The sequence below is a fragment of the uncultured Mediterranea sp. genome, from assembly GCF_902493215.1.
GTDB lineage: Bacteria > Bacteroidota > Bacteroidia > Bacteroidales > Bacteroidaceae > Bacteroides.
Window position 1 is genome coordinate 241396 of record NZ_CABUOL010000002.1, and the last position, 21218, is coordinate 262613.

A 21218-nucleotide genomic window follows, 5' to 3' on the forward strand; every position below is an offset into this window, starting at 1 on the left:
ATATTTTTGAAAGAATGATTGTTATGAAAAATGTCTTACTGTCTTTTTTCGTGATGATAGCTACAGTGGCTTTTGCGCAATCTCCTTCCATGCCTGTGCCTGCCCCCCATCAGCTGAAGTGGCACGAGGCAGAGATGGGTGTTGTGTTCCATTACGACCTGCATGTGTTCGACGGGCTGGTGTACGGCCAGGGAAACAACCGTATCAATCCGGTGGAGGATTACAATATCTTCAATCCCACGCAGCTCGACACGGACCAGTGGATACAGGCGGCCAAGGCTGCCGGAGCGAAGTTTGCCGTGCTTACTGCCACGCATGAAACGGGCTTCGGCTTGTGGCAGAGCGACGTGAATCCCTACTGCCTGAAGGCGGTGAAATGGCGTGACGGCAAGGGCGACGTGGTGCGAGACTTTGTAAATTCCTGCCGCAAGTATGGCATCCAGCCGGGTATCTATATCGGCATCCGCTGGAACTCTCTGTTGGGCATTCACAACTTCAAGGCCGAGGGCGACGGTGAGTTTGCACGCAACCGCCAGGCCTGGTACAAACGTCTGTGCGAGAAGATGGTGACGGAACTTTGTACCCGCTACGGCGACCTGTTCATGATCTGGTTTGACGGCGGTGCCGACGATCCGAAGGGATTGGGACCCGATGTGGAACCCATCGTGACCAAATATCAGCCGGAATGCCTGTTCTATCACAACGTGAACCGCGCGGACTTCCGCTGGGGAGGGTCGGAGAGCGGTACGGTAGGCTATCCCTGCTGGTCGAGCTTCCCTTATCCCTATAGCCACAGTAATGCGAACGAGGGGGTGAGGAACCACAACGAACTGCTGGCCCACGGCGATGCCGACGGCCGCTATTGGGTGCCCGCTATGGCCGACACGCCTCTGCGCGGATACAACGGCCGCCACGAATGGTTCTGGGAACCGGGCGACGACGACAAGGCCGTCTATCCACTGGAGAACCTGATGGATATGTACGAGAAGTCGGTGGGACGCAATGCTACGCTGATTGTAGGCCTGACGCCTAACCCGGACGGCGTGATACCCGAGGGTGACGTGAAACGTCTGAAGGAATGGGGCGAAGAGATAGCCCGCCGTTTCGGTACACCGCTGGCACAGACTTCCGGAAAAGCGAAGAAACTGTCGCTGGACCTGAAGGGCAAACAGAAGGCCAACTATTACATCCTGCAGGAAGACATCACGCTGGGCGAACGCATCCGTGCCTATCGGGTGGAAGCCCGCACAGGCGGGAAGTGGGTCACTGTGGCCAAGGGAACTTCGGTGGGACACAAGCGCATCGAACGCTTCGATCCTGTAGAGGCAACGGCTTTCCGTGTAGTTGTGGAGCAATGCACAGACACTCCGCAGATACGAAACTTCAGTGTTTGTTATGCGGAATAGTTGTTTCCTATTTTACTAACCCCCTTTATCTAAACACTCAGATTTATGAATAAATATTTGTTTACCGCATTGTCTCTGACGCCATTGGTACCCATGACCGACGGGTGGGGAGCGACGAAGAAGCAACCCTCTGCCGAGGAGCAGAAACGCCCGAACATCATCCTGTTCATGGTGGACGACATGGGATGGCAGGATACCTCGCTGCCTTTCTGGACACAGAAGACTCCTTATAATGAGGCCTACGAGACACCCAATATGGAGCGGCTGGCCAAGCAGGGCATGATGTTCACCCAGGCGTATGCCTGTAACATCAGTTCGGCCACCCGGTGCAGCCTTATTACGGGAGCCAACAACGCCCGCCATCGGGTGACCAACTGGACGCTGGAGCGCGACAAGCAGACCGACCGCCAGAGCGCGACGGTAGAGCTCCCCGACTGGAACTATAACGGTGTGAGCCAGGTGGCAGGAACACCGAACACGTATGTGGGCACTTCGTTCGTCGAACTGCTCCGCCAGAGCGGGTATCACACCATCCATTGCGGCAAGGCTCATTGGGGCTCCATCGATACGCCGGGCGAGAATCCTACCCACTGGGGATTTGAGGTGAATATCGCCGGCCATGCGGCCGGAGGACTGGCCACTTACCTGAGCGAACAGAACTACGGCCACACGCGCGACGGCAAGGCTTACTCGCTGATGTCCATTCCCGGACTGGAGAATTACTGGGGGACGGGTATCTTTGCTACCGAAGCCCTGACGCGCGAGGCTATCAAGGCGCTGGACAAGGCCAAGAAGTACAACCAGCCTTTCTACCTGTATATGGCTCATTATGCCATCCATGTGCCTATCGACAAGGACATGCGCTTTTTCCCCAAGTACGTGCGCAAGGGGCTGAGCGACAAGGAGGCTGCCTATGCCTCGCTCATCGAGGGTATGGACAAGAGTCTGGGCGACTTGATGGACTGGCTGGAGAAGAACGGTGAGGCCGACAACACCATTGTCATCTTCATGAGCGACAACGGCGGACTGGCTGCCGAGCCCGAGTGGCGCGACGGCGAAGTACATACGCAGAATGCGCCTCTGCGCAGCGGCAAGGGTTCGCTCTACGAGGGCGGCATCCGCGAGCCGATGATTGTGAGCTGGCCGGGCGTAGTGAAACCCGATACGCGTTGCGACAAGTATCTGATGATTGAGGACTTCTATCCGACACTGCTCGAGATGGCCGGTGTGAAAGATTACAGGACGGTGGCTCCGCTGGACGGTGTCAGCTTCGTGCCGTTGCTGAAAGGTACGGGCGACCCCTCGAAGGGTCGTGCGCTGGTGTGGAACTTCCCCAACATCTGGGGCAATGACGGACCGGGCATCAATCTGGACTGTGCCATCCGCAAGGACGAGTGGAAGCTGGTATATTACTACGAGACCGGCAAGAAGGAATTGTTCAACATCCCCGAAGACATCGGCGAGAAGCACGACGTGGCGGCCGAACATCCCGACATCGTGCGCCGCCTGTCCAAGGAACTGGGGCAGTATCTGCGCAAGGTCGATGCCCAGCGTCCCACGTTCAAGAGTACGGGCAAGCCTTGTCCCTGGCCGGACGAGGTGTGACGGGATACCGATTGCTTCGTTTTCTCTGCCCGGGCAGTGTTTGTAGGCTGCCTGGATAACAAAAACCGCCTGCCCGGAGAGCAAATGCTGCTCGGGCAGGCGGTTTTTCTTCTCCGGGCGGAGCGTGTTTGCTCCCTGCCCGGAGAGTTTTTTATGTATGGGCGGACCGGTTTCCCGGCATCAGCGGGCCGTGCAGGCTATGCGCTTGCCGTCGGCCTGTACGGCATAGACGGCTGCACCGTCCAGCGGGATGGTGGAAGGAACGGTGAACTGGAAGAAGTTGGAGAAGTAGAGCAATTTGCCGTCTTTCCTTACCTCGAAAGCCACGGCTTCGTCGCCGTCGGTGATGCTCACCTGCTGGCCGGAGAGGCTGCAGCCTACTTCCTTGGTTATCTTCACGTTGTCCTGGAACTGCGTGTAGTAGCCCACGTCGCCCACCTTGTAATCATCGATGCCTACGTCGCCGTTCTTGCGGTCTTCCAGATAGTAGAAGGCATGTTTCGGGGCAGGGAATTGAGACATGAAGTCCTTGGCTTCCTTTATCATGGCCTCCGTCACGCGGTAGTTCCACGTGCCGTATTGCTCGATGGTAGCGTCCACCGGCTCAAAGAAGCCCCACATTTCGAAGAAGTCCGTCAGATTTTCGTTGGCAGCCTGGCTGGCCTTCATGGCAAACTTCAGTTGGGCAGCTCCGGGGTCAGATTCGACGATGCGGTCTTCGCGCAGGAGCTTGAAGAGTGTCTGCCAGAAGTCTTTCTTGTAGCCGCAACGGTGGTAGTAGTTCCACAATTGCCAGTTCATGCGCATGTGTACTTCTGTGTCCTCGTTCTGATGAGTAGCGCTTCCCATGTTCCACCATCCTTGGTGCTTCTCACAACGGGCGGTAGCGAGGGCACTCAGTTCGCTGCCGCGCGAACAATACTTGCCCAGCTTGTAGAGGATATAGTTCGAGAAAAGGTTGTTGGACGACTCGGTGGAGCCCGGCCAGTTGATGGCACGCTGGTGGATGTGGCCAATCTCATGTGCGGGTCCCCAGGCATTGTCCTTGGCGGCCATGACGTTGTCTTTCAGCAGGATGTTGTCCAGGTAGGTGTAAACGAAGGCGATGCGGTAGTCAGACGCCCACATGTAGCTGCCTTCGGGAGAGATGGCGAACAGGTGGTTGTTGACCTGCGAGGGGCGTACGTCTTCGACGCCCATCAGTTCCTGTTCCCAGCCGATGATGTCGTCCCACAGGTTGATGGCCGAAAGGATGTCGGTGGGAACGGCCTGCTTCATCTGTTCGCGGTGGAAGTAGAACATGATGCGTTCGCCGCGCACGCAGAAGTACTTGTAGGTGGCCTTGCCGATGAGTTCCTGATACTTTTCATTGGTCTGATGCTTCTTCAGGTCGAAGAAACCGCTCACTTTTCCGCTGCCGGGAGCGATGTGGACAGTGATGGGGAGGGAGTTCTCGTCCGTCAGGTCGGCGGTGTACATCAGGAAGAGCATGCCTTTGCGGCTGAAGCCCACCTTGTTGACTCCTTCCTGCAGGAAGCGCGTCTCGCCGCTGGCGGCTGTCTGTACGTAGTTCTTGCTGCCGTCGCTGGTTTCTTCTTCACCGATGCACTGGACGGAGAGGGAATTGCCGTGCGTGTCGCCCACGAGAATCACTACCGAGTCGCCGGCTTCCACGTAGATGCCGGTAGGGTTGTCCAGGTTGCTGTAACGTTTGGTCATCAGCTTTTCGGCCCATTCTTCCACGTTGCTGTAGGGCTGGTAGGACTGGATGCGGAATTCCTTTTCCCACGGGTCGTAGGTGTCGTTGCGCAGCATGGTGGCCAGCGAGGCGAAGTAGGTGGGCAGGGCATTGATCTGCTCGTTGGTGGCGTCTTCCTTCACCTGGGTACAGGTGAGGTCGGTGAAGACGGTGAGCAGCTGCTTGTCCAGTACCTTTTCGTTGTTTTTCCGGTAGAATTCTATTTCGTCGCAGCTGACGAAGCCTCCCAGACCCGACTTGACACTGAACTTCACTTTGGTTACCTTGGAGAGTGTGTTCTTGAAGTCTATCCGGCTGGCCGCATTCTGCATCTTGAAGTCGTAGCTGCCTTGCAACTGGTATTCGGGTTCGCTTTCTGTGGCCGTATAGATATCCACCTCGCCGAAGTTGCCGTTTCCGCTACGGGTGTAGTAGATGAGATAGTCGAGGTCGGGCTTCTGGTCGAAGAAGTATTCCAGCGTGACGGGGAAAGCTGCCTGCTGGTTCCAGATGGAGTGGTAGGGCTGCCCGTCGGCCCCGAACTTCCCGTCGAAACTGTTCTCGATGTCTTGGCCCGGCTGGTGTTCGCTGGCCTTTCCACCGGTGGGCGTCACCTTGATATCATTTTCTACAGTTACATCACTGACGTTGGCACTTTTGGCTTCCTGAATTACTGTGCACGTAGTTACTACATCCGTATATTCCGTTCCAGTATAGGTGAAAGTGGCGCTTCGTTCTTCGAATAGAGAGTTAGGGTCTACTGTATAAATATAACTTTTGTCTGTTAATGCACGGGTCGCCGGGGCGTCATGTATCCAGTCGCAATTTACAGATAGGGTTGTTGTATATTCAATGTTGGAGGTGACGGTTATTGTTAATGGACCTCCGGTTGCAGGTATGGTTGGGACATCTTGTTTTATTAAGATAGCCGGACCATACCCCAACTGTCGTACTTGAATGCTATAATTTTCAACACTTGAGTTTACTGTTATGGTTGCTGTTCGGATATCAGGTTCTTCACTGGCTTGTATGCTGACCAGGATTCCTGATACTTTTGAAGAAGAACAATCTTGATCAACCAGACACCATGTCTGGTCTGACTTTACACTCCATTCGGATGCTTTTAAATTTGTTGTAACAGGAATGACTACAGATGTTCCTTCTTGTTCAAAGTCTTGATGTAGATATTGTTCTTCAATTGAAAAAAGCGGGGTACCTATGGAGGGGTCTTTTTCATTGTTGCATGAAATAAACCATAACATTGTACATAGGCATACTGTCAGGAAGAATGGAACTCTCATAGTTTTTTAGTGGGGTTTAAGGGTTGATAATAAAAAATACAGCTGCACAGGGCAAAGATATGAAAAAATGGATACTTTGTTCATTTAATGTGGAAAAAGGAGAGGAAATTGATTATATATTTCCTCTCCTTCGCTCATTTTTAGTAAATCTGTTTATTTTATTATGATAAAAGGCTATTCTGCCTTTCAAAGGTTAGAAGAATTGTTATTTACCAAAAATTTGCATTTCACCACAGTTCCAGAATTGTCCTGTGCATACATTTCCTGCATTACTTTCAGTTACAGAAAAACGTATATAAGTAAAAGATTCACTTGAAGAGAACACATTTGAATCATATTCCTCATCACCGGTTGTAAATGAGTTTGCAACCTCTCCTATTTCTTTCCAAGTATTACCATCATTTCCTGCATAGATTATTGTTTTGGTGGGTGCACCATTCGCATTCTCAAATCGTGTCCAGAAATTATATGCAAAATGATTGATTGGGTTGGACAATTTGAAATCAATGTAATGTCCATAAATTGCATCAATTACAGAGCTGGTATAGTTAGAATGCCAATGGAGACCGCTTCCTCTACCATCGAACAATCCAGCTAACCCGGTTCCATCTCCGTTTACTGTAGCATTCGAAGATAGCATATCGAGGGAAAGTGGTATTTGGGTCAATTCACTTCTTGGAATTGTATAGTTAATACCTACGATGCAACTCGATTTGGCCTCGTCGACTGCAAAATTGGGATTAGATGTTCCAGAAATCTTCAATGGTATGGCTTGTTGTCCCCATATTAATTTGGACTTATCTAAAGTTATCGTTACAGTTGCATGGTTAGAACCATTTTGGAAGGGCGTTATTTCTATTGTATATGAATCTTCTGCAGCCATTTTTAAGTTTTTCTTGTTTGCAGTGTTATATTCGTCCAGAATTCCTTCATCTACTGTAACCTGACAATCCAAATCCCATTGACTTACAATGGGCATTAGGATGGATTGTGTGATCGTTGTTGTCCCTTCACTGTCTGTAATGTCGTCTGTGGAGATGAAGCCACTGTTCTCGAAACCTACAGTGAGGGTTTGAACGCTGGGTATAATAAATGCATAACGTTTTTCTGCATTAATGGAGTCAGAGCCATTATACAGTTCAAATGGAATGACGTAGGTTGCATCTGTTCCACTATTTTGTTCAATTTGTTCGGCTATCAATGAAACATTTACTGTTTTATATAAATCTGCTGCTCCAAATTCTATAGTTTCATTGCTGAAAGTGTAACATGTTCCTGGTAATGCTTTATAGTTTACGCCTTCTGCTGCGTTATATGCAGCAAGGCTGGCATCACTCATTATTCCAATATCGGTGGATGCTGTAGCTCCTAAAGCTGATCCGGATTTGTTTACAGTAAGTTGGTAGTCTGTCACTTCACCGGTTTTATAAACAGTTAACGGTAATTCTCCACTATTTCTGAAATAGAGGATGGTACTGAAATCCGACAAGTATTCGTCCTTGCCGTCTTCACATGCAGTATGTGTCAGCAGACAGCCTGTGGCAAGAATCGCAAATAATATGTTTTTTTTCATATGAATTCGTTGTTTGATTATTAGTATTCTATATTACCAACCATAGTTTTGTGTCAGCATTTTATTACGATCCAATTCGCGTTGAGAGAACGGATACAGATAATGGTTGTCCTTAAATACGCGTGTTTCAAATACGGTACGCTTCCAGAAATCTACAGGAGTTACGTTTGTTGCATCATCTTTCCCAAGCGGGCATTCTGCATTCATGCCATACATGGGACCGCCATCTGTTTCTTTGGCAATCATCCAAGTACGCGTATCGTAGTAGCGATGACGTTCAAAAGCAAGTTCGACACGACGTTCCTTGCGGCAAAGTTCTATTAATTCTTCAGTGGTAGCATTGGGATAGACTTCCGTGATGGGAACTAAGCCGGCACGATCACGCAGGTCTGCCCATTTGTCCATTGCTAATTGTTCATATCCTCCAGGAAGAGTAATTCCCCGTTTTTTGCATTCCAAAACGGATTCGATGAAGTTCAAATACATTTCGCCAAGGCGGAATACGGGGAAAGTAATGTTACCCCAGTTTCCGGATGCTGAGTTTAAACGATGGTCATAGAAACGATTGACCAGATAACCCGATTTCGGATAGTCGTGACTCTTGTTTCCATTGCCTCCTTTGGCAAAAGAAATCATGGTAGATTGTTGGTCATGCAGCCAGTAGTTTCCACTAAAGAATACAGTCACATAAAAGCGTGGCTCACGATTTTTATACATGTTGGGTGCTTCTACATCGTAGTTGGTAAACTTGCTCCAGCCGGTTGCCGGATATTCCCATACGCTTAATTGCATTTCTGTGGCTACGTCATATCCTGATTGGCTATCCGCAATAGGATTTCCATCAGCATCGTATCCTGTAATGGGATATCGGCCGTTGTTCATTGCATAAGCATCTACTTGTTGTTGTGTTGGGCCTACTGCACCATAAGCAGTACCTGCCACACCTGTTGGCACAGTGCCTACTCCCCAGCTGAAGCGGTTATTGTAGCGGTCTGTCCAAATGAGTTCGCTGTTCCAATTCACATTGGTGATACCTACATAATCTTCATAGGGATTGCCATTGCCCGCACGATATAGTTCATATTGAGGATTGTCCAATAGCACCTTAGCGGCTTCTGCGGCTTTCAACCATTTGTTTGCATCATATTGCTGGGGAAATAACTCAGCGCCCGACAAGTCTGGAAATTCACTGGTCGTCGGATTTTTTACATTCCGATAAAGTGTGTTCCCATTGAACAAATCACGTGCAGAGTAGAGTAATAGTCTTGAGATGACTGCTTGACAGGTACCCTTGGTTGCCAGTCCGTATTCCAATTCTTCATAAGAAGATTGGATCGCATCGCTATTGGCACATTCTGTCATTTCGCTGACTACGTAGTCTACGCATTGTTCCCATGTGTTACGTGGACGGTAAAGCGATTCTGTTGAGGCTGAAAAATCTAGTAGTTCATCTCCTAACAAGAATATAGGACCGTAATCGCACATCATTAAAAAATAATAGTAGGCGCGAGCAAAACGGGCTTGCCAATAGTATAGATCGAGATCTTTTTGCGTAGCTAAGGGGTCACTGCATTTATGAACGTTCTGCATTAAAATGTTGCATTCACGGATTCCTTTATAATATTTATCCATACTGTAATAGGGTACCGTTGATGCATTCCAAGAGCCAAAATTGATGTTACGGTATTGACGGTCGTAAGCGATGGTACATTCATCTGATGCGCCTAGGTAAGGTTCATTGTCCCCGATGTATCCCCCATTAAAGTTGGGTAAAAATGACATGGCATTTAACCAATATTGTTTGGTCGTATTCCGATTTTCCCAAATTTTCTCGAAAGTGAGCATCTCATCTTCTTGTCTGTCTAGGAAGTCTTCGCATGAAGTTAAAGTCAGAGTACTTGCAGCGAAGCATAGCATATAGAATGATTTAAAATTAATCTTCATAAGTGTTTATATTATCTATGTTTAGAAATTTGCGTTAAATCCGATAGAGAACATTCGATTAAGCGGATATCCTGAACCGTCTGATGAACCTTTTTCTGGATCCCATAATTTGAATGGACTGAATTGTAAAAGGTTATTTCCTGCGGCATAGAATCTTAGGCTTTTAATGAAACTCTTTTGTAATAGAGACTTAGGCAGAGAGTATCCAATCTCAATGCTTTTTAAACGAAGGAATGAACCATCCCGTAACCACCAAGTAGAAGATTGGCTGTTGTTGGAAGCGCCGGCTCCACCGCTACCCATGCTGAGGCGTGGATAGGTGACATTTGCGTTCTGTTCGGGAGTATTGGTCGACATCCATACGTTGCCATATATATCTTCATTAATGGCTGCACGTTCCATATTTCCTGATGAGAAGGGGGTGCGAATAGAAGAACCGTTCAGGAAGAAGCTGGTACGTGCAACTCCTTGGAAGAAGATATTGAAATCCCAGTTCTTGTATTGTGCTGTGCCACCAAAACCATAGGTGATTTCCGGTAGATTGGTATAACCGATTGCTATCTGGTCTTGTGGGTCAATCTGACCATCACCATTGATATCCTGATATTTGATGTCACCTACACGATATTCACCAAAATTCTGTACAGGACTGTTGTCTATTTCTTCTTGGCTTTCAAATAAGCCGATTGCAACTAATCCAAATGGTTGCAGTGAACTTCCGCTTCCGAAAGGTTTGCCAGTCCTATTTTGATACTTATATTCCCAGTCGGGCTCGTCATTATTCAGTAATTCATTTCTGTTGAATGTGAAATTTCCTCGTGCTGTCAACATTAAATCCTTGTTTACCTGGTGAGTATATTCTACCGTAGCATCAAAACCTTGGTTCAAGGTCTCTCCGATGTTTACATAAGGAATAGTGGAGACACCAACTATGGCAGGTAGTCCTGCACGTTGCAGGAAGATACCACTACGCTCTTCGCGGAAATAATCTGCCTGTACACGTACCTTGTTGAATAATGAGAATTCAATACCGGCATTTATTTTCAATGCTTCTTCCCATGATACATTAAGATTTTCAACTTCACCGATACGGATACCAGTTCCGCCTTGACTACCGGTGCTACCGTAATACCAGCTGCCGCTGTTTACAATGGTTGATTCATATACCCATCTTCTTTGTCCACCGATATCGTCGTTACCGACTTTACCGTAGGATGCTTTTAATTTCAACATGTCTATAACTTTGGTTGCTGGTTGGAACCATTTTTCATTGGACATCATCCAGCCGATAGCTACAGCAGGGAAGAAACCAAAACGGTGTCCACGTGCAAAGTTCTCAGAACCATTGTATCCCAAGTTCACTTCTGCAAAATAAGTGTCTTTGAAGGCATAAGTTGCACGTCCTGCTAAACCTTGGTTTTTGTAGGGTAAGGCATCATCTCCACTGCCAGCTTGGGTATTGGTGTGGATCTTTTGGTTGTACAACAATAAGGCTCCTACGCGATGGATATCATTGAAAACTCGGTTGTAGGTCAATGAGCCTTCCAGATAGCGGGTCATGGTGCCACTACGTCCGATTAGGAATGACAATGTTTCGTCTCCGGTGTGTACAGGATCCCAAATGCCGTCGCCATTATTGTCATCATAGATTAAACTGCCGTCTTCGGCACGACCGCGTGCATGGTAGAAACTTTCAACTTTGTTACGGCGTTGCAATGTCGTGTTCCATGCGTCCCAAGAGAATTTAATGTTTGCGCTTAAACCTTTTAATGGTTCCCAAAGTGCCCCGATATCTTGGGTTACGCCAATTAATGATTGGGCCGAGTTCCAGAATTGTTCACGATACCCTGAATGTGCCAGCATGTTCCATGGATTATAACCGGAGTCTGTGGAAGGACCGGACAATGTTCCATCGGAATATTGTACAGGGAAAGCGTTCGGAGAAGTCATGAATGTATAGGACCAGATGTCGGCGTCTGTATCACCAAATCCAGGGCCAAATGATTTTTCATAAATGTTGGCCAAATTGAAGTTTACGACCGTACTTTTGGTAAGGTTCAAATCGACATTGGCTCTAAAATTGAATTTGTTGTAGCGGATGGACGGATTGTAGCCATAAATGTTGCCTGCATTCTTATAAATGGAGCTTTCATTATAAAAAGCACCGGATACGTAATACTTGACAATGTCACTACCACCTGTGATATTCAGATTAACACGTTGGTTGCTTGCCATATCATCGAACAGAGCATCGAACCAATCCACGTTAGGATAGAGGTCGGGATCTGCGTTCGTCCGGTATTTTTCGATTTCTTCAGGTGAATAGTATTGGCTGCCGTATGCCTCATTGTACAATTCGGCCCATTCTGCCGAACCTAACATTTGAGGTCGTTTTGTTGGTTGGGTAAAGCCAAATTCTGTACGTACATTGACTTGTGGCTTTCCGACGGCACCTTTTTTGGTTGTGATAAGGATTACACCGTTGGCTCCTCGTACACCATATACGGCAGATGCAGATGCGTCTTTTAGGATGGAGAAGGATGCAATATCATCTGTATCTACTAAATCCAAGTCACGTTCGATGCCATCGACCAGTACTAGAGGGGTAGATGTGCCTTTAAAAGAGGATACGCCTCGGATATAGAAATCTGCTGCGCTGTTTTTGCCGGGTTCACCGGAACGGCTCATAGCAACGATACCTGATAACTGACCGGCTAATGCGTTTGATATGGATGAACCGGGAACAGTCAGTTTGGTAACGTCCAATGTGGAGATTGCGCCGACTACACTTTCTTTTTTTTGGCTTCCGTAGCCGACTACTACTACTTCATCAAGGACTTCCGTATCAGGCTGCAATACAATATTAATCGTTTTTTGTCCCGTAATGGCTACTTCTTGTTTTTTATAGCCGATATAAGAGAATTCCAATACCCCACCTATACCTTCTACGGTAATGGAGTATTTACCATTGACATCGGTTACAGCTCCTGTTGTACTGTTCCTTAAATAGACTGTAGCACCAATGGCCGGTTCATTGGTATCACCGGTAAGAATGGTACCTGTAATGGTCTGTTTTTGCTGTTGTAAAATAGTTGTAACTGTTTCGCTTGCGCCTGTCCTATTTTCAGGAAGTGCGAAAAGTGTACTCGGAGATAATAGCAATGACAAGACCATGCATTTTACGCATTGTTCTTTTTTACAAATAAATAGATTCATTTGCACATTGTTGATTTTAGGGTTGAATTTAATGAGTGAATTTTTTATAAATGATAGTTCCTTTTTTTATAAAAGGAATTTTTCCTAAGTGAAAATAGCTGTTTTCTTTCATAGATGTATGATTTAATTAGATGCTGCAAATATAGATAATATTTTTAAAAAATATCGATTTTTGGGGTTAAAAAATGAAAATTGCAGTATTTTCTTTAATGTATGTGTATAATGAATAATGTATTATCGTGATAATAACGTTGGTTGAGATGGTTGGTTGAAGAGCCGATTCTTCTTGTTGCAATACATAAATTGATGGCTACGTTGTTGGGGCTTGGATTAGAGACTGAGGGATGGATGTGTAGATTGTGCGTGATATATGAAAGGTTGGAAGCTGGTTATTCAAAGTTTATCAATTGGACTGATAATTACGTGTGTTATTAGTTTATAGGGGGGCTTTTAATTTGTAATATTTATTATGTGTTTTATCGTATTGTTTGCCATTGGTATCTGGACTGGATTACGAAAAAAGGTGTTTTATGAGGATTTGTATATATTGGGTGATAAAGAGATTGGAAAACACAAATAGATAATAAGCTACTTCATTTATTTCATGAAATTTGCTATAAAGGAAAGGGTAACCCTTTTAATTATATATGGGTTACCCTTTTCCCTTTATTGTTTGATTTCAACTTCTTCCTTCATGTCTATCTCTTCGCCGTGAGGGTCGTAGAAGACATATTGCAGAAACGCGAGTTTCTGGTCGGGAATCACTTTGATACCAAGTCCGTACTTCATCTGCCACTTCCGTTTCATGGACACGAGGCCCTGGTTGACGTAGGCGGCTACGTACGGGTGGATGTGTAACGAGAATTTCTTTATCTTCAGTTTGTTGGCCAGATAGTCAATCTTGCTCTCCAGAGTGTCGGTAAAGAGGATGGACGACTTGATTCTGCCTTTGCCGAAGCAGGTGGGGCAGGTTTCTGTCGTATCGACGTCCATGGCGGGACGCACGCGCTGGCGGGTAATCTGCATCAGTCCGAATTTGCTGAGCGGAAGGATGTTGTGGCGTGCGCGGTCCTTCTGCATGTTCTGGCACATGCGTTCGTAAAGCTTCTGCCGGTTCTCGGCTTCGTTCATGTCGATGAAATCTACGACGATGATGCCTCCCATATCGCGCAGGCGGAGCTGGCGGGCCAGTTCGTCGGCCGCGCCGAGGTTCACTTCGAGGGCGTTGGCTTCCTGCCCGTTGGCGTTCTTGGTGCGGTTGCCGCTGTTCACGTCCACCACGTGGAGGGCTTCGGTGTGCTCGATGATGAGGTAGGCACCGCTCTTATAGGAAACGGTCTTGCCGAACGAAGCCTTGATCTGCTTGGTGATGGCAAAGTTGTCGTAGATGGGGAGCTGGCCTTTGTACAGTTTCACGATTCCTGCCCGTTCAGGGGCTATGAGTGTCACGTAATCCTTGATTTCGTGGTAGACAGCCTCGTTGTTCACGTGGATGCTTTCGAAGGAAGGATTGAACAAGTCGCGCAACAAGCCTACGGCGCGGCTGGTTTCTTCGTAAATCAGTGTCGGAAATTTGGTGGCTTTCTGTACTTTGACGATGGCCTCTTCCCAATGTTTCAGTAATACTTTAAGCTCTCCGTCCAGTTCGGCTACGCGTTTGCCTTCGGCCACGGTACGCACGATGACACCGAAGTTCTTGGGCTTGATGCTCATCAGCAGCTGCTTGAGGCGTGCGCGTTCTTCGCTCGACTTTATCTTTTGCGATACGGAAACCTTGTCGTTGAAGGGTATCAGCACGAGGTAGCGTCCGGCAAACGAGAGTTCGGACGTCAGGCGCGGACCTTTCGTTGAGATAGGTTCCTTGACAATCTGCACCACGACTTCTTGTCCTACCTTGAGTGTGTTGGCCACGGTGCCTTCCTTTTCAAGGTCGGGAAGCAGGGTTGCTTTGGTAATGGGGTTGAGTTTCTTGCGGTCGCTTAAAGTTTGCTTTACGTATTTCTCTAAAGATTTGAATTGAGGACCCAGGTCCTGATAATGAAGAAAAGCGTCTTTCTCGTAACCCACGTCCACGAAGCAGGCATTCAGGCCGGGCATCAATTTTTTGACGCGTCCCAAATACATGTTGCCCACCGAGAAGGAGATGTTTCTTCCTTCGCTCTGGAGTTCCACCAGCTGCTTGTCTTCAAGCAGTGCAATGGATACCTCTTTGGGCTGTACGTCTACAACGAGTTCGCTTGTCACAATAATTGGCTTTTAAATGATTCAATTTACTACTTAAACAAAGAACAAACCCGCGAGACATTTTGCTTCACAAGTTTGTTCTTTATTTTGTCCTTCAGACTAAAAATTACTTTTTGCTTTTATGTCTGTTCTTTCTTAGTCTTTTTTTACGCTTGTGCGTCGACATTTTATGTCTTTTTTTCTTCTTTCCGCTTGGCATAGCTTTTAATTTTTATGGGTTAATACTATTGTTTATTATTTCTTCACTGCCAGGGTAAATGTCTTGGCAGGCTTGAATGCTGGGATATTGTGCTCGGGTATGATGATCGTAGTGTTCTTGGAGATGTTACGAGCGGTTTTTTGAGCTCTCTTCTTCACGATGAAACTTCCGAATCCGCGAAGATAAACGTTCTCATCCTCAGCCAAAGACGCTTTTACGGCGTCCATGAATGCCTCAACGGTGGTAAGCACGGTTGTCTTATCAATCCCGGTGTTCTTTGTAATTTCGTTTACAATGTCAGCTTTAGTCATTTTTCCTTAAAAAAAATATTATTACTAATGTTTCCTTAATTTTTTTGGACTGCAAATATATAGCTTTTCCGCGTCTCTGAAAAATATATTTCGGACATTTTTCTAAAAAAGTCGGCTGATTAAGGTTTGTTAGGCGGAAAAGCGTTACATTTGTCGTCCGCAGGCGGGAGTGTTTCGTCCTGCAGGCCGGAAATTGCAAATAGATAGGCAGTTGCGGAATCGTTTAGTAATGTTGACAACGTAAAGAATGAGTGATTTTTCCAGTATATTGTTGGATTGGTATGCCGCTCACAAGCGTGAGTTGCCCTGGCGCGAAACGACGGATCCGTATCGCATATGGATTTCTGAAATCATCCTCCAGCAGACGCGTGTAGCCCAAGGCTATGAGTATTATCGGCGCTTCGTAGAGCGTTTCCCTGATGTGGCTTCGCTGGCGGAGGCCGACGAGGACGAGGTGATGAAGTATTGGCAGGGACTGGGCTATTATTCGCGGGCTCGCAACCTGCATGCGGCGGCCCGGAGCATGAACGGTGTCTTTCCTGTTACGTATGAAGGCGTGCGTGCGTTGAAGGGGGTAGGCGACTATACGGCAGCAGCTATCTGCTCCATTGCCTATGGCATGCCCTACGCCGTGGTCGACGGTAACGTTTATCGGGTGCTTGCCCGCTACTTGGGCGTGGATGTGCCCATCGATTCGACGCAGGGCAAGAAGATGTTTGCAGCCTTGGCACAGGAAATGCTCGACAAGCGCCGTCCGGCTCTCTACAATCAGGCGATAATGGATTTTGGTGCTATCCAGTGTACGCCCCAGTCGCCGTCCTGCCTTTTCTGTCCTTTGGCCGACAGCTGTTCGGCTTTGGCGCGAGGTGAGGTGGGAAGTCTTCCTGTAAAGCAGCATAAGACCAAGACAACAGACCGCTTTTTTACCTATTTATATATACGGATGGGCGACAGGATGCTGATGCGGAAGCGGACGGCGGACGACATCTGGCGCAATCTGTATGAGTTGCCCTTGATTGAAACGGATTGCCGGTTGTCGCAGGATGAGCTTCTTCGGCATCCCGCCTTGAAAAAGGAATTGGGAGAGGAGAGCCCTGCCTGTGAAGTACGTCCGTTGCACTTGGGGGTGAAGCACGTATTGTCCCATCAGGTGATTCATGCAGATTTCTATGAAATGCTGTTACCCGAATCTTCTGAGGCTTTTGCCGGCTGCCTGCGTGTGGGCATACAGGAATGGGACCGCTATGCGGTTCCCCGCCTGATACATCTCTTCTTGGAGAAATATGTGTAAAAGTTGGGCGGATATTTGCAAGGTTGCATTATTCTGCTTATTTTTGGCCGCTGAATAAAAAATATGGAAAGTTATGTCTGTCAATAAAGTAATCCTGTTGGGAAATGTGGGAAAAGACCCCGAAGTGAGATATCTGGATAGTGGCGTGGCTGTGGCTACGTTTCCATTGGCAACGTCCGACCGTGCATATACCTTGCCCAACGGAACGCAGGTACCCGAACGCACAGAGTGGCACAATGTCGTTCTGTGGCGAGGATTGGCTGAGACGGCAGAAAAATATGTACACAAGGGAGACAAGCTCTATCTGGAAGGAAAAATCCGTACCCGTTCGTATGATGACCAGTCCGGTATCAAACGTTATGTGACGGAAATCTTTGTTGACAATATGGAAATGCTTACTCCCAAAACGGCTGCACCTGCTTCCCAGCCTTTGCAGGGAGCTGCGCAGCCTGCACCCCAACAACCTGCCCAGACACAGGCCATGCCGGCGCAAGACAATGCGGCAGACGATTTGCCTTTCTGAATGTTTAACTAAAAACTACCTCTTTGGACCCAGACGCTTATTTATGCCAGTTGGCAGATGTATTTAGTGGAATTTCTGTACAGACTCCTACCGTTTCGGCTATCGTAGCCATTGTGTTGGCGGGGCTTCTTCTGATTGTGTCGGGCTTTGCTTCGGCTTCCGAGATTGCTTTCTTCTCGCTTTCTCCGGCTGATTTGAGCACCATTGCCGAACGCAAGCATCCTGCCGACTCCAAAATTAGCGATTTGCTTGCCGACAGCGAGCGCTTGCTGGCCACTATCCTGATTACCAATAATTTTGTGAACGTGACCATCATCATGCTCTGCAACTTCTTTTTCATGAATGTCTTTGAGTTTCATTCGCCTGTTGCCGAGTTTCTGGTGTTGACGGTCATCCTGACTTTTCTTTTGCTGCTTTTCGGCGAAATCATGCCTAAGATCTATTCGGCACAAAAGACATTGGGCTTTTGTCGTTTTGCCGCTTCGGGCATTTCCATGTGCCGTTCCATTTTCTATCCGCTGGAATCGCTCCTGATACGTTCCACTTCATTCCTGAACAAGCACATTTCCCGCAAGGGGCACAACATTTCTGTCGATGAACTGTCGCATGCGCTGGAACTGACGGACAAGACGGAAATTTCGGAAGAAAGCAATATCCTGGAAGGAATCATCCGTTTTGGCGGCGAGACGGCCAAGGAGGTGATGACTTCACGTCTGGATGTGGTCGATCTGGATATCCGGACGCCTTTCAAGGATGTGCTGAAGTGTATTGTCGACAACGCCTATTCGCGAATTCCCGTCTATGCCGGTACGCGCGACAACATCAAGGGTATTCTCTATATCAAGGATTTGTTGCCCCATTTGGGTAAAGGAGACAATTTCCGTTGGCAGTCCCTCATCCGTCCGGCTTATTTTGTTCCCGAAACCAAGATGATAGACGACTTGCTTCGCGACTTTCAGGCCAATAAAATCCACATAGCCATTGTGGTCGATGAATTTGGCGGTACGTCGGGCATTGTAACAATGGAAGACATCATTGAGGAGATTGTGGGAGAAATACACGATGAATACGACGACGAGGAACGTACCTATGTGGTGCTCGATGATCATACTTGGATTTTCGAGGCCAAGACGCTGCTGACGGATTTCTATAAAATCACGAAGATAGACGAGCAGGAGTTTGAAGAAGTGGCTGGGGATGCCGATACGTTGGCTGGCCTGCTGCTCGAACTGAAGGGAGAGTTTCCTGTTTTGCATGAACGCCTTTCCTACAAGAATTATGAATTCGAGGTGCTCGAAATGGACAGCCGCCGCATTCTGAAAGTGAAATTTGCCATTTCGGAGAAGGTTGTGGAGAATGATGAAAGTGAGTCGGACTGATGCCCTTGTATCTGCAACATAAGGAAGAGACCTGTTCGTGGGGAATATGGCGGATAGACGAGACAGAAGAAGCCTTGCTTTCGTTGCTCCCTCACGCGGAAGACTATGCCCGTGTAATGGCTGGGAAATATACTTCCCCCCACCGCCGCCTGGAGTGGCTGGCGGTACGTGTCCTGTTGTTTACCTTGTTGGGCGAAGAGAAGGAGATAGCCTATCTGCCCAGTGGGAAACCTTATTTGACAGACGGTTCGTATGCGCTTGGTATCACTCATACCAAAGGTTATGCGGCTGTCATCTGGGGGCGGGCGGACTCGGAGGTAGGGATTGATATCGAACAAGCGGGCGAGAGAGTGCGCAAGGTGGCCCGTCGCTTTATGCGTCCCGATGAGGCGGCTGCCCTTTTTGAAGGCGATGATGTCTGGTCGATGTTGCTTCATTGGTCGGCCAAAGAAACTCTGTTCAAATGTCTGAATGAATCAGAAGTCGATTTTAAGGAACATCTCCGTATTTTTCCTTTCAGTCCACAACGGCAAGGTTGTTTTGAGGCTTGTGAATACAAGACCGGCCGTCGGCAGCTGTTTCGGGTCGCCTATCGGATTACTCCGGATTTTGTACTGACCTGGACTTGTTTTCCGAAAAACGGAAACTTGACCGGAGAACACTGATGGGGCAATTCTGTTTCCATATACAATATTCATTATAGAGTTACAAGCGTCATATCAGTGGTGCTTTCCAAGTGATATGTACTCTTTTATATGACTGGTATATGGCTATTATACAACTCTGCTGTCAGTAAATCATTCAGTCGGAAAACACATTTGATAGCTTTCATTTCTTTTATACATTATGAAGTTAAGAACGAAATATCGTTTATGGAATGGAGGAGGCGATTCGTCGATTTTATTTGTAGGGAAATTGCACGATACCTAATTTTGAAATATTGAAAATAAATTCTAACCATGAAACGGATATTTGATTTGACGCATAAAGTATTAAAAAACATCTTCCTATTATGGATCGGGTTGTTGTCGGCTAATTATTGCCATGCACAATGGACAAAACAAGACTCTCTCAAGTTGGCGGAACTGTTGAAAAAGGAGGGAGAAATAGAGTTGAACCCTGAAGCGCTGCAATCCATTGATTTTTTGAAAGGTAGTATAGGTGTGGAAACAAGCGGTACAGCTACAAATGGGAATTCAGGTTTTGCTTCGCCATATAGTGATCCGCAACACTATCGTCGGCATTTCGATTTCGATGAAACATTGCCATCTTCGCCTTTCCCTCGAGTGGCAACAGACACGTTGGCGAAAGGCATGCACATGAGTCTGTTACCTTATCATGGCATTTACCTTTACAATCTAAATCCTGTGTCAGGAAAGCGGGTTCCTATGGGTGGAATGATGGACAGAAAGACATACGAAATTTCACGTGGACAGATAGTGCCAGGACAGGGAGGGCCGATGAATGACATGCGACTTATGATGATGGGCGGTAGTATGGGCGGTAGTTTCAAAACGGACTTCGATCAAATGTTCAGTCTCCAGTATTGGAACTTCCGCCAGCGTAGAGCTGCCAATAAGACATTGGTTGCCCTCGCAGCTTACAATAATTCGGAACAGCAGTGCGGACGTTATGAATACTTTCATGTGGACAATGAGGAATATAGCCTGAATTTTGTGGGCAGTGACTCCATTCGTACGTGTGTGGAAACCCACTTGCAAGATAGTTGTCCGGTCACAAAGGGGTTATTGTATTTCCGCTATACCGAGATGTGTCGTGGAACATTTGCTTACTTCTTTCCTGATGGACACGATGTACGAGGTACATTTACGACCAACGGTACACGTTACATGCTCTGCTATGGTAACGGGCAGGAAGTACTCATTACCATTACTCGAATGGGAGGCCGGCTGTTTACAGTAAAGCGTGATTTAACCAAGCGGTATCGGCATGCATATACACTGCAAGAACTGAAAAAAGTACAGATTGAAACAGTGGTGACACAGATAGCGAAGGGAAAAGACTGAAATCTGATTGACGGTTATTTTCGGTTTCTGTTCATGACAAAAAATGAAAATGTCCGGTCGAAATCCCTTCGCCCGGACATCATTTCATAAACTTTGGCAGAAGTTTACTCGTTTACTTTCTCTGAATCAGTTTAGATGAATGAAATGAAGGACGGAACGGTCCGATTCATTAGACTCACCGCTTTTTCCTCGAAAGCAATGATAAAGAATGTGCATGGCAGGTCTTCTGACTTGTTTCTGTTGCCGGCGGCCTTCCCGGAAACGGGTTCCAGTGGCAGATGGAGTAATGCCGGCAACGGGATAGATGAAACTCACAGCAGCGGGACTGTTCGGGACTTGCACCCGATTCCCTTTTAATCGCCGCTTCCGCCAATGTGGGAAGCGGGCGAACCAATGCAGAGCAAAGATAGAAGTTTTTTTTGAATCGGAAAGACTGTTGGAGGAAATAAATTACAGGCGAT

At 47.3% G+C, this 21218-nt stretch carries 13 protein-coding genes and 1 riboswitch; of the genes, 7 read left to right on the forward strand and 6 right to left on the reverse strand.

Features of this window, described 5'->3' with window-relative positions; genetic code table 11:
• Positions 1-23: 23 nt before the first annotated feature.
• Both RDO88_RS02245 and RDO88_RS02250 read left to right on the forward strand, forming a co-directional pair.
• Positions 24-1406 (forward strand): alpha-L-fucosidase, encoded by a 1383-nt coding sequence (locus RDO88_RS02245; protein ID WP_374043883.1) that lies wholly within the window; start codon positions 24-26, stop codon positions 1404-1406.
• A gap of 45 nt (positions 1407-1451) precedes the next feature.
• Positions 1452-3011, forward strand: coding sequence for a sulfatase-like hydrolase/transferase (locus tag RDO88_RS02250; protein WP_307757808.1), 1560 nt, complete (start codon positions 1452-1454; stop codon positions 3009-3011).
• A gap of 180 nt (positions 3012-3191) precedes the next feature.
• On the opposite strand, the gene RDO88_RS02255 is transcribed toward RDO88_RS02250, so the two are convergent.
• The 6 genes from RDO88_RS02255 to RDO88_RS02280 form a co-directional block, all read right to left on the reverse strand.
• Positions 3192-6050 carry a M60 family metallopeptidase gene (locus RDO88_RS02255; RefSeq protein WP_374043884.1) on the reverse strand — a complete coding sequence of 953 codons (2859 nt, stop codon included), beginning with the start codon at positions 6048-6050 and terminating at the stop codon, positions 3192-3194.
• A 205-nt stretch (positions 6051-6255) separates the two neighbouring features.
• Positions 6256-7623, reverse strand: coding sequence for a BT_3987 domain-containing protein (locus RDO88_RS02260; protein WP_307757809.1), 1368 nt, complete (start codon positions 7621-7623; stop codon positions 6256-6258).
• 33 nt (positions 7624-7656) lie between these two features.
• Positions 7657-9567, reverse strand: a complete 1911-nt coding sequence (locus RDO88_RS02265; RefSeq protein ID WP_307757810.1) for a RagB/SusD family nutrient uptake outer membrane protein — start codon at positions 9565-9567, stop codon at positions 7657-7659.
• 21 nt (positions 9568-9588) lie between these two features.
• Positions 9589-12783, reverse strand: coding sequence for a SusC/RagA family TonB-linked outer membrane protein (locus RDO88_RS02270; RefSeq protein WP_307757811.1), 3195 nt, complete (start codon positions 12781-12783; stop codon positions 9589-9591).
• Between the two features lie 666 nt (positions 12784-13449).
• The gene (locus tag RDO88_RS02275; protein ID WP_307757812.1) at positions 13450-15027 is read right to left on the reverse strand and encodes an Rne/Rng family ribonuclease; all 1578 of its coding nucleotides are present in this window, start codon (positions 15025-15027) and stop codon (positions 13450-13452) included.
• A gap of 234 nt (positions 15028-15261) precedes the next feature.
• The gene (locus RDO88_RS02280) at positions 15262-15537 is read right to left on the reverse strand and encodes an HU family DNA-binding protein (protein WP_307757813.1); all 276 of its coding nucleotides are present in this window, start codon (positions 15535-15537) and stop codon (positions 15262-15264) included.
• Positions 15538-15784: 247 nt separating this feature from the next.
• Between RDO88_RS02280 and mutY the strand changes: the two genes are divergently transcribed.
• The 5 genes from mutY to RDO88_RS02305 all read left to right on the forward strand — a co-directional run bounded on the left by mutY (position 15785) and on the right by RDO88_RS02305 (position 20757).
• Complete coding sequence (mutY, locus tag RDO88_RS02285; protein WP_307757814.1) at positions 15785-16828, forward strand: A/G-specific adenine glycosylase; 1044 nt, start codon at positions 15785-15787, stop codon at positions 16826-16828.
• A 73-nt stretch (positions 16829-16901) separates the two neighbouring features.
• Complete coding sequence (locus RDO88_RS02290; protein ID WP_307757815.1) at positions 16902-17351, forward strand: single-stranded DNA-binding protein; 450 nt, start codon at positions 16902-16904, stop codon at positions 17349-17351.
• A gap of 23 nt (positions 17352-17374) precedes the next feature.
• A complete protein-coding gene (gene gldE, locus RDO88_RS02295; protein WP_307757816.1) occupies positions 17375-18730 on the forward strand; it encodes a gliding motility-associated protein GldE in 1356 nt (451 codons plus the stop codon).
• Positions 18730-19395 carry a 4'-phosphopantetheinyl transferase superfamily protein gene (locus RDO88_RS02300; protein WP_307757817.1) on the forward strand — a complete coding sequence of 222 codons (666 nt, stop codon included), beginning with the start codon at positions 18730-18732 and terminating at the stop codon, positions 19393-19395. The genes gldE and RDO88_RS02300 overlap by 1 nt, the downstream gene beginning before the upstream one ends.
• 294 nt (positions 19396-19689) lie before the next feature.
• Complete coding sequence (locus RDO88_RS02305; RefSeq protein WP_307757818.1) at positions 19690-20757, forward strand: DUF4858 domain-containing protein; 1068 nt, start codon at positions 19690-19692, stop codon at positions 20755-20757.
• A gap of 198 nt (positions 20758-20955) precedes the next feature.
• Positions 20956-21167, reverse strand: a riboswitch (cobalamin riboswitch).
• Between the last annotated feature and the right edge of the window lie 51 nt (positions 21168-21218).

Excerpts from the sequence above, each read along its gene's own strand:
- RDO88_RS02245 (WP_374043883.1), top strand. The coding sequence starts at position 24 with ATGAAAAATGTCTTACTGTCTTTTTTCGTGATGATAGCTACAGTGGCT.
- RDO88_RS02250 (WP_307757808.1), top strand. The coding sequence starts at position 1,452 with ATGAATAAATATTTGTTTACCGCATTGTCTCTGACGCCATTGGTACCC.
- RDO88_RS02255 (WP_374043884.1), bottom strand. The coding sequence starts at position 6,050 with ATGAGAGTTCCATTCTTCCTGACAGTATGCCTATGTACAATGTTATGG.
- RDO88_RS02260 (WP_307757809.1), bottom strand. The coding sequence starts at position 7,623 with ATGAAAAAAAACATATTATTTGCGATTCTTGCCACAGGCTGTCTGCTG.
- RDO88_RS02265 (WP_307757810.1), bottom strand. The coding sequence starts at position 9,567 with ATGAAGATTAATTTTAAATCATTCTATATGCTATGCTTCGCTGCAAGT.
- RDO88_RS02270 (WP_307757811.1), bottom strand. The coding sequence starts at position 12,783 with ATGAATCTATTTATTTGTAAAAAAGAACAATGCGTAAAATGCATGGTC.
- RDO88_RS02280 (WP_307757813.1), bottom strand. The coding sequence starts at position 15,537 with ATGACTAAAGCTGACATTGTAAACGAAATTACAAAGAACACCGGGATT.
- mutY (WP_307757814.1), top strand. The coding sequence starts at position 15,785 with ATGAGTGATTTTTCCAGTATATTGTTGGATTGGTATGCCGCTCACAAG.
- RDO88_RS02290 (WP_307757815.1), top strand. The coding sequence starts at position 16,902 with ATGTCTGTCAATAAAGTAATCCTGTTGGGAAATGTGGGAAAAGACCCC.
- RDO88_RS02300 (WP_307757817.1), top strand. The coding sequence starts at position 18,730 with ATGCCCTTGTATCTGCAACATAAGGAAGAGACCTGTTCGTGGGGAATA.
- RDO88_RS02305 (WP_307757818.1), top strand. The coding sequence starts at position 19,690 with ATGAAACGGATATTTGATTTGACGCATAAAGTATTAAAAAACATCTTC.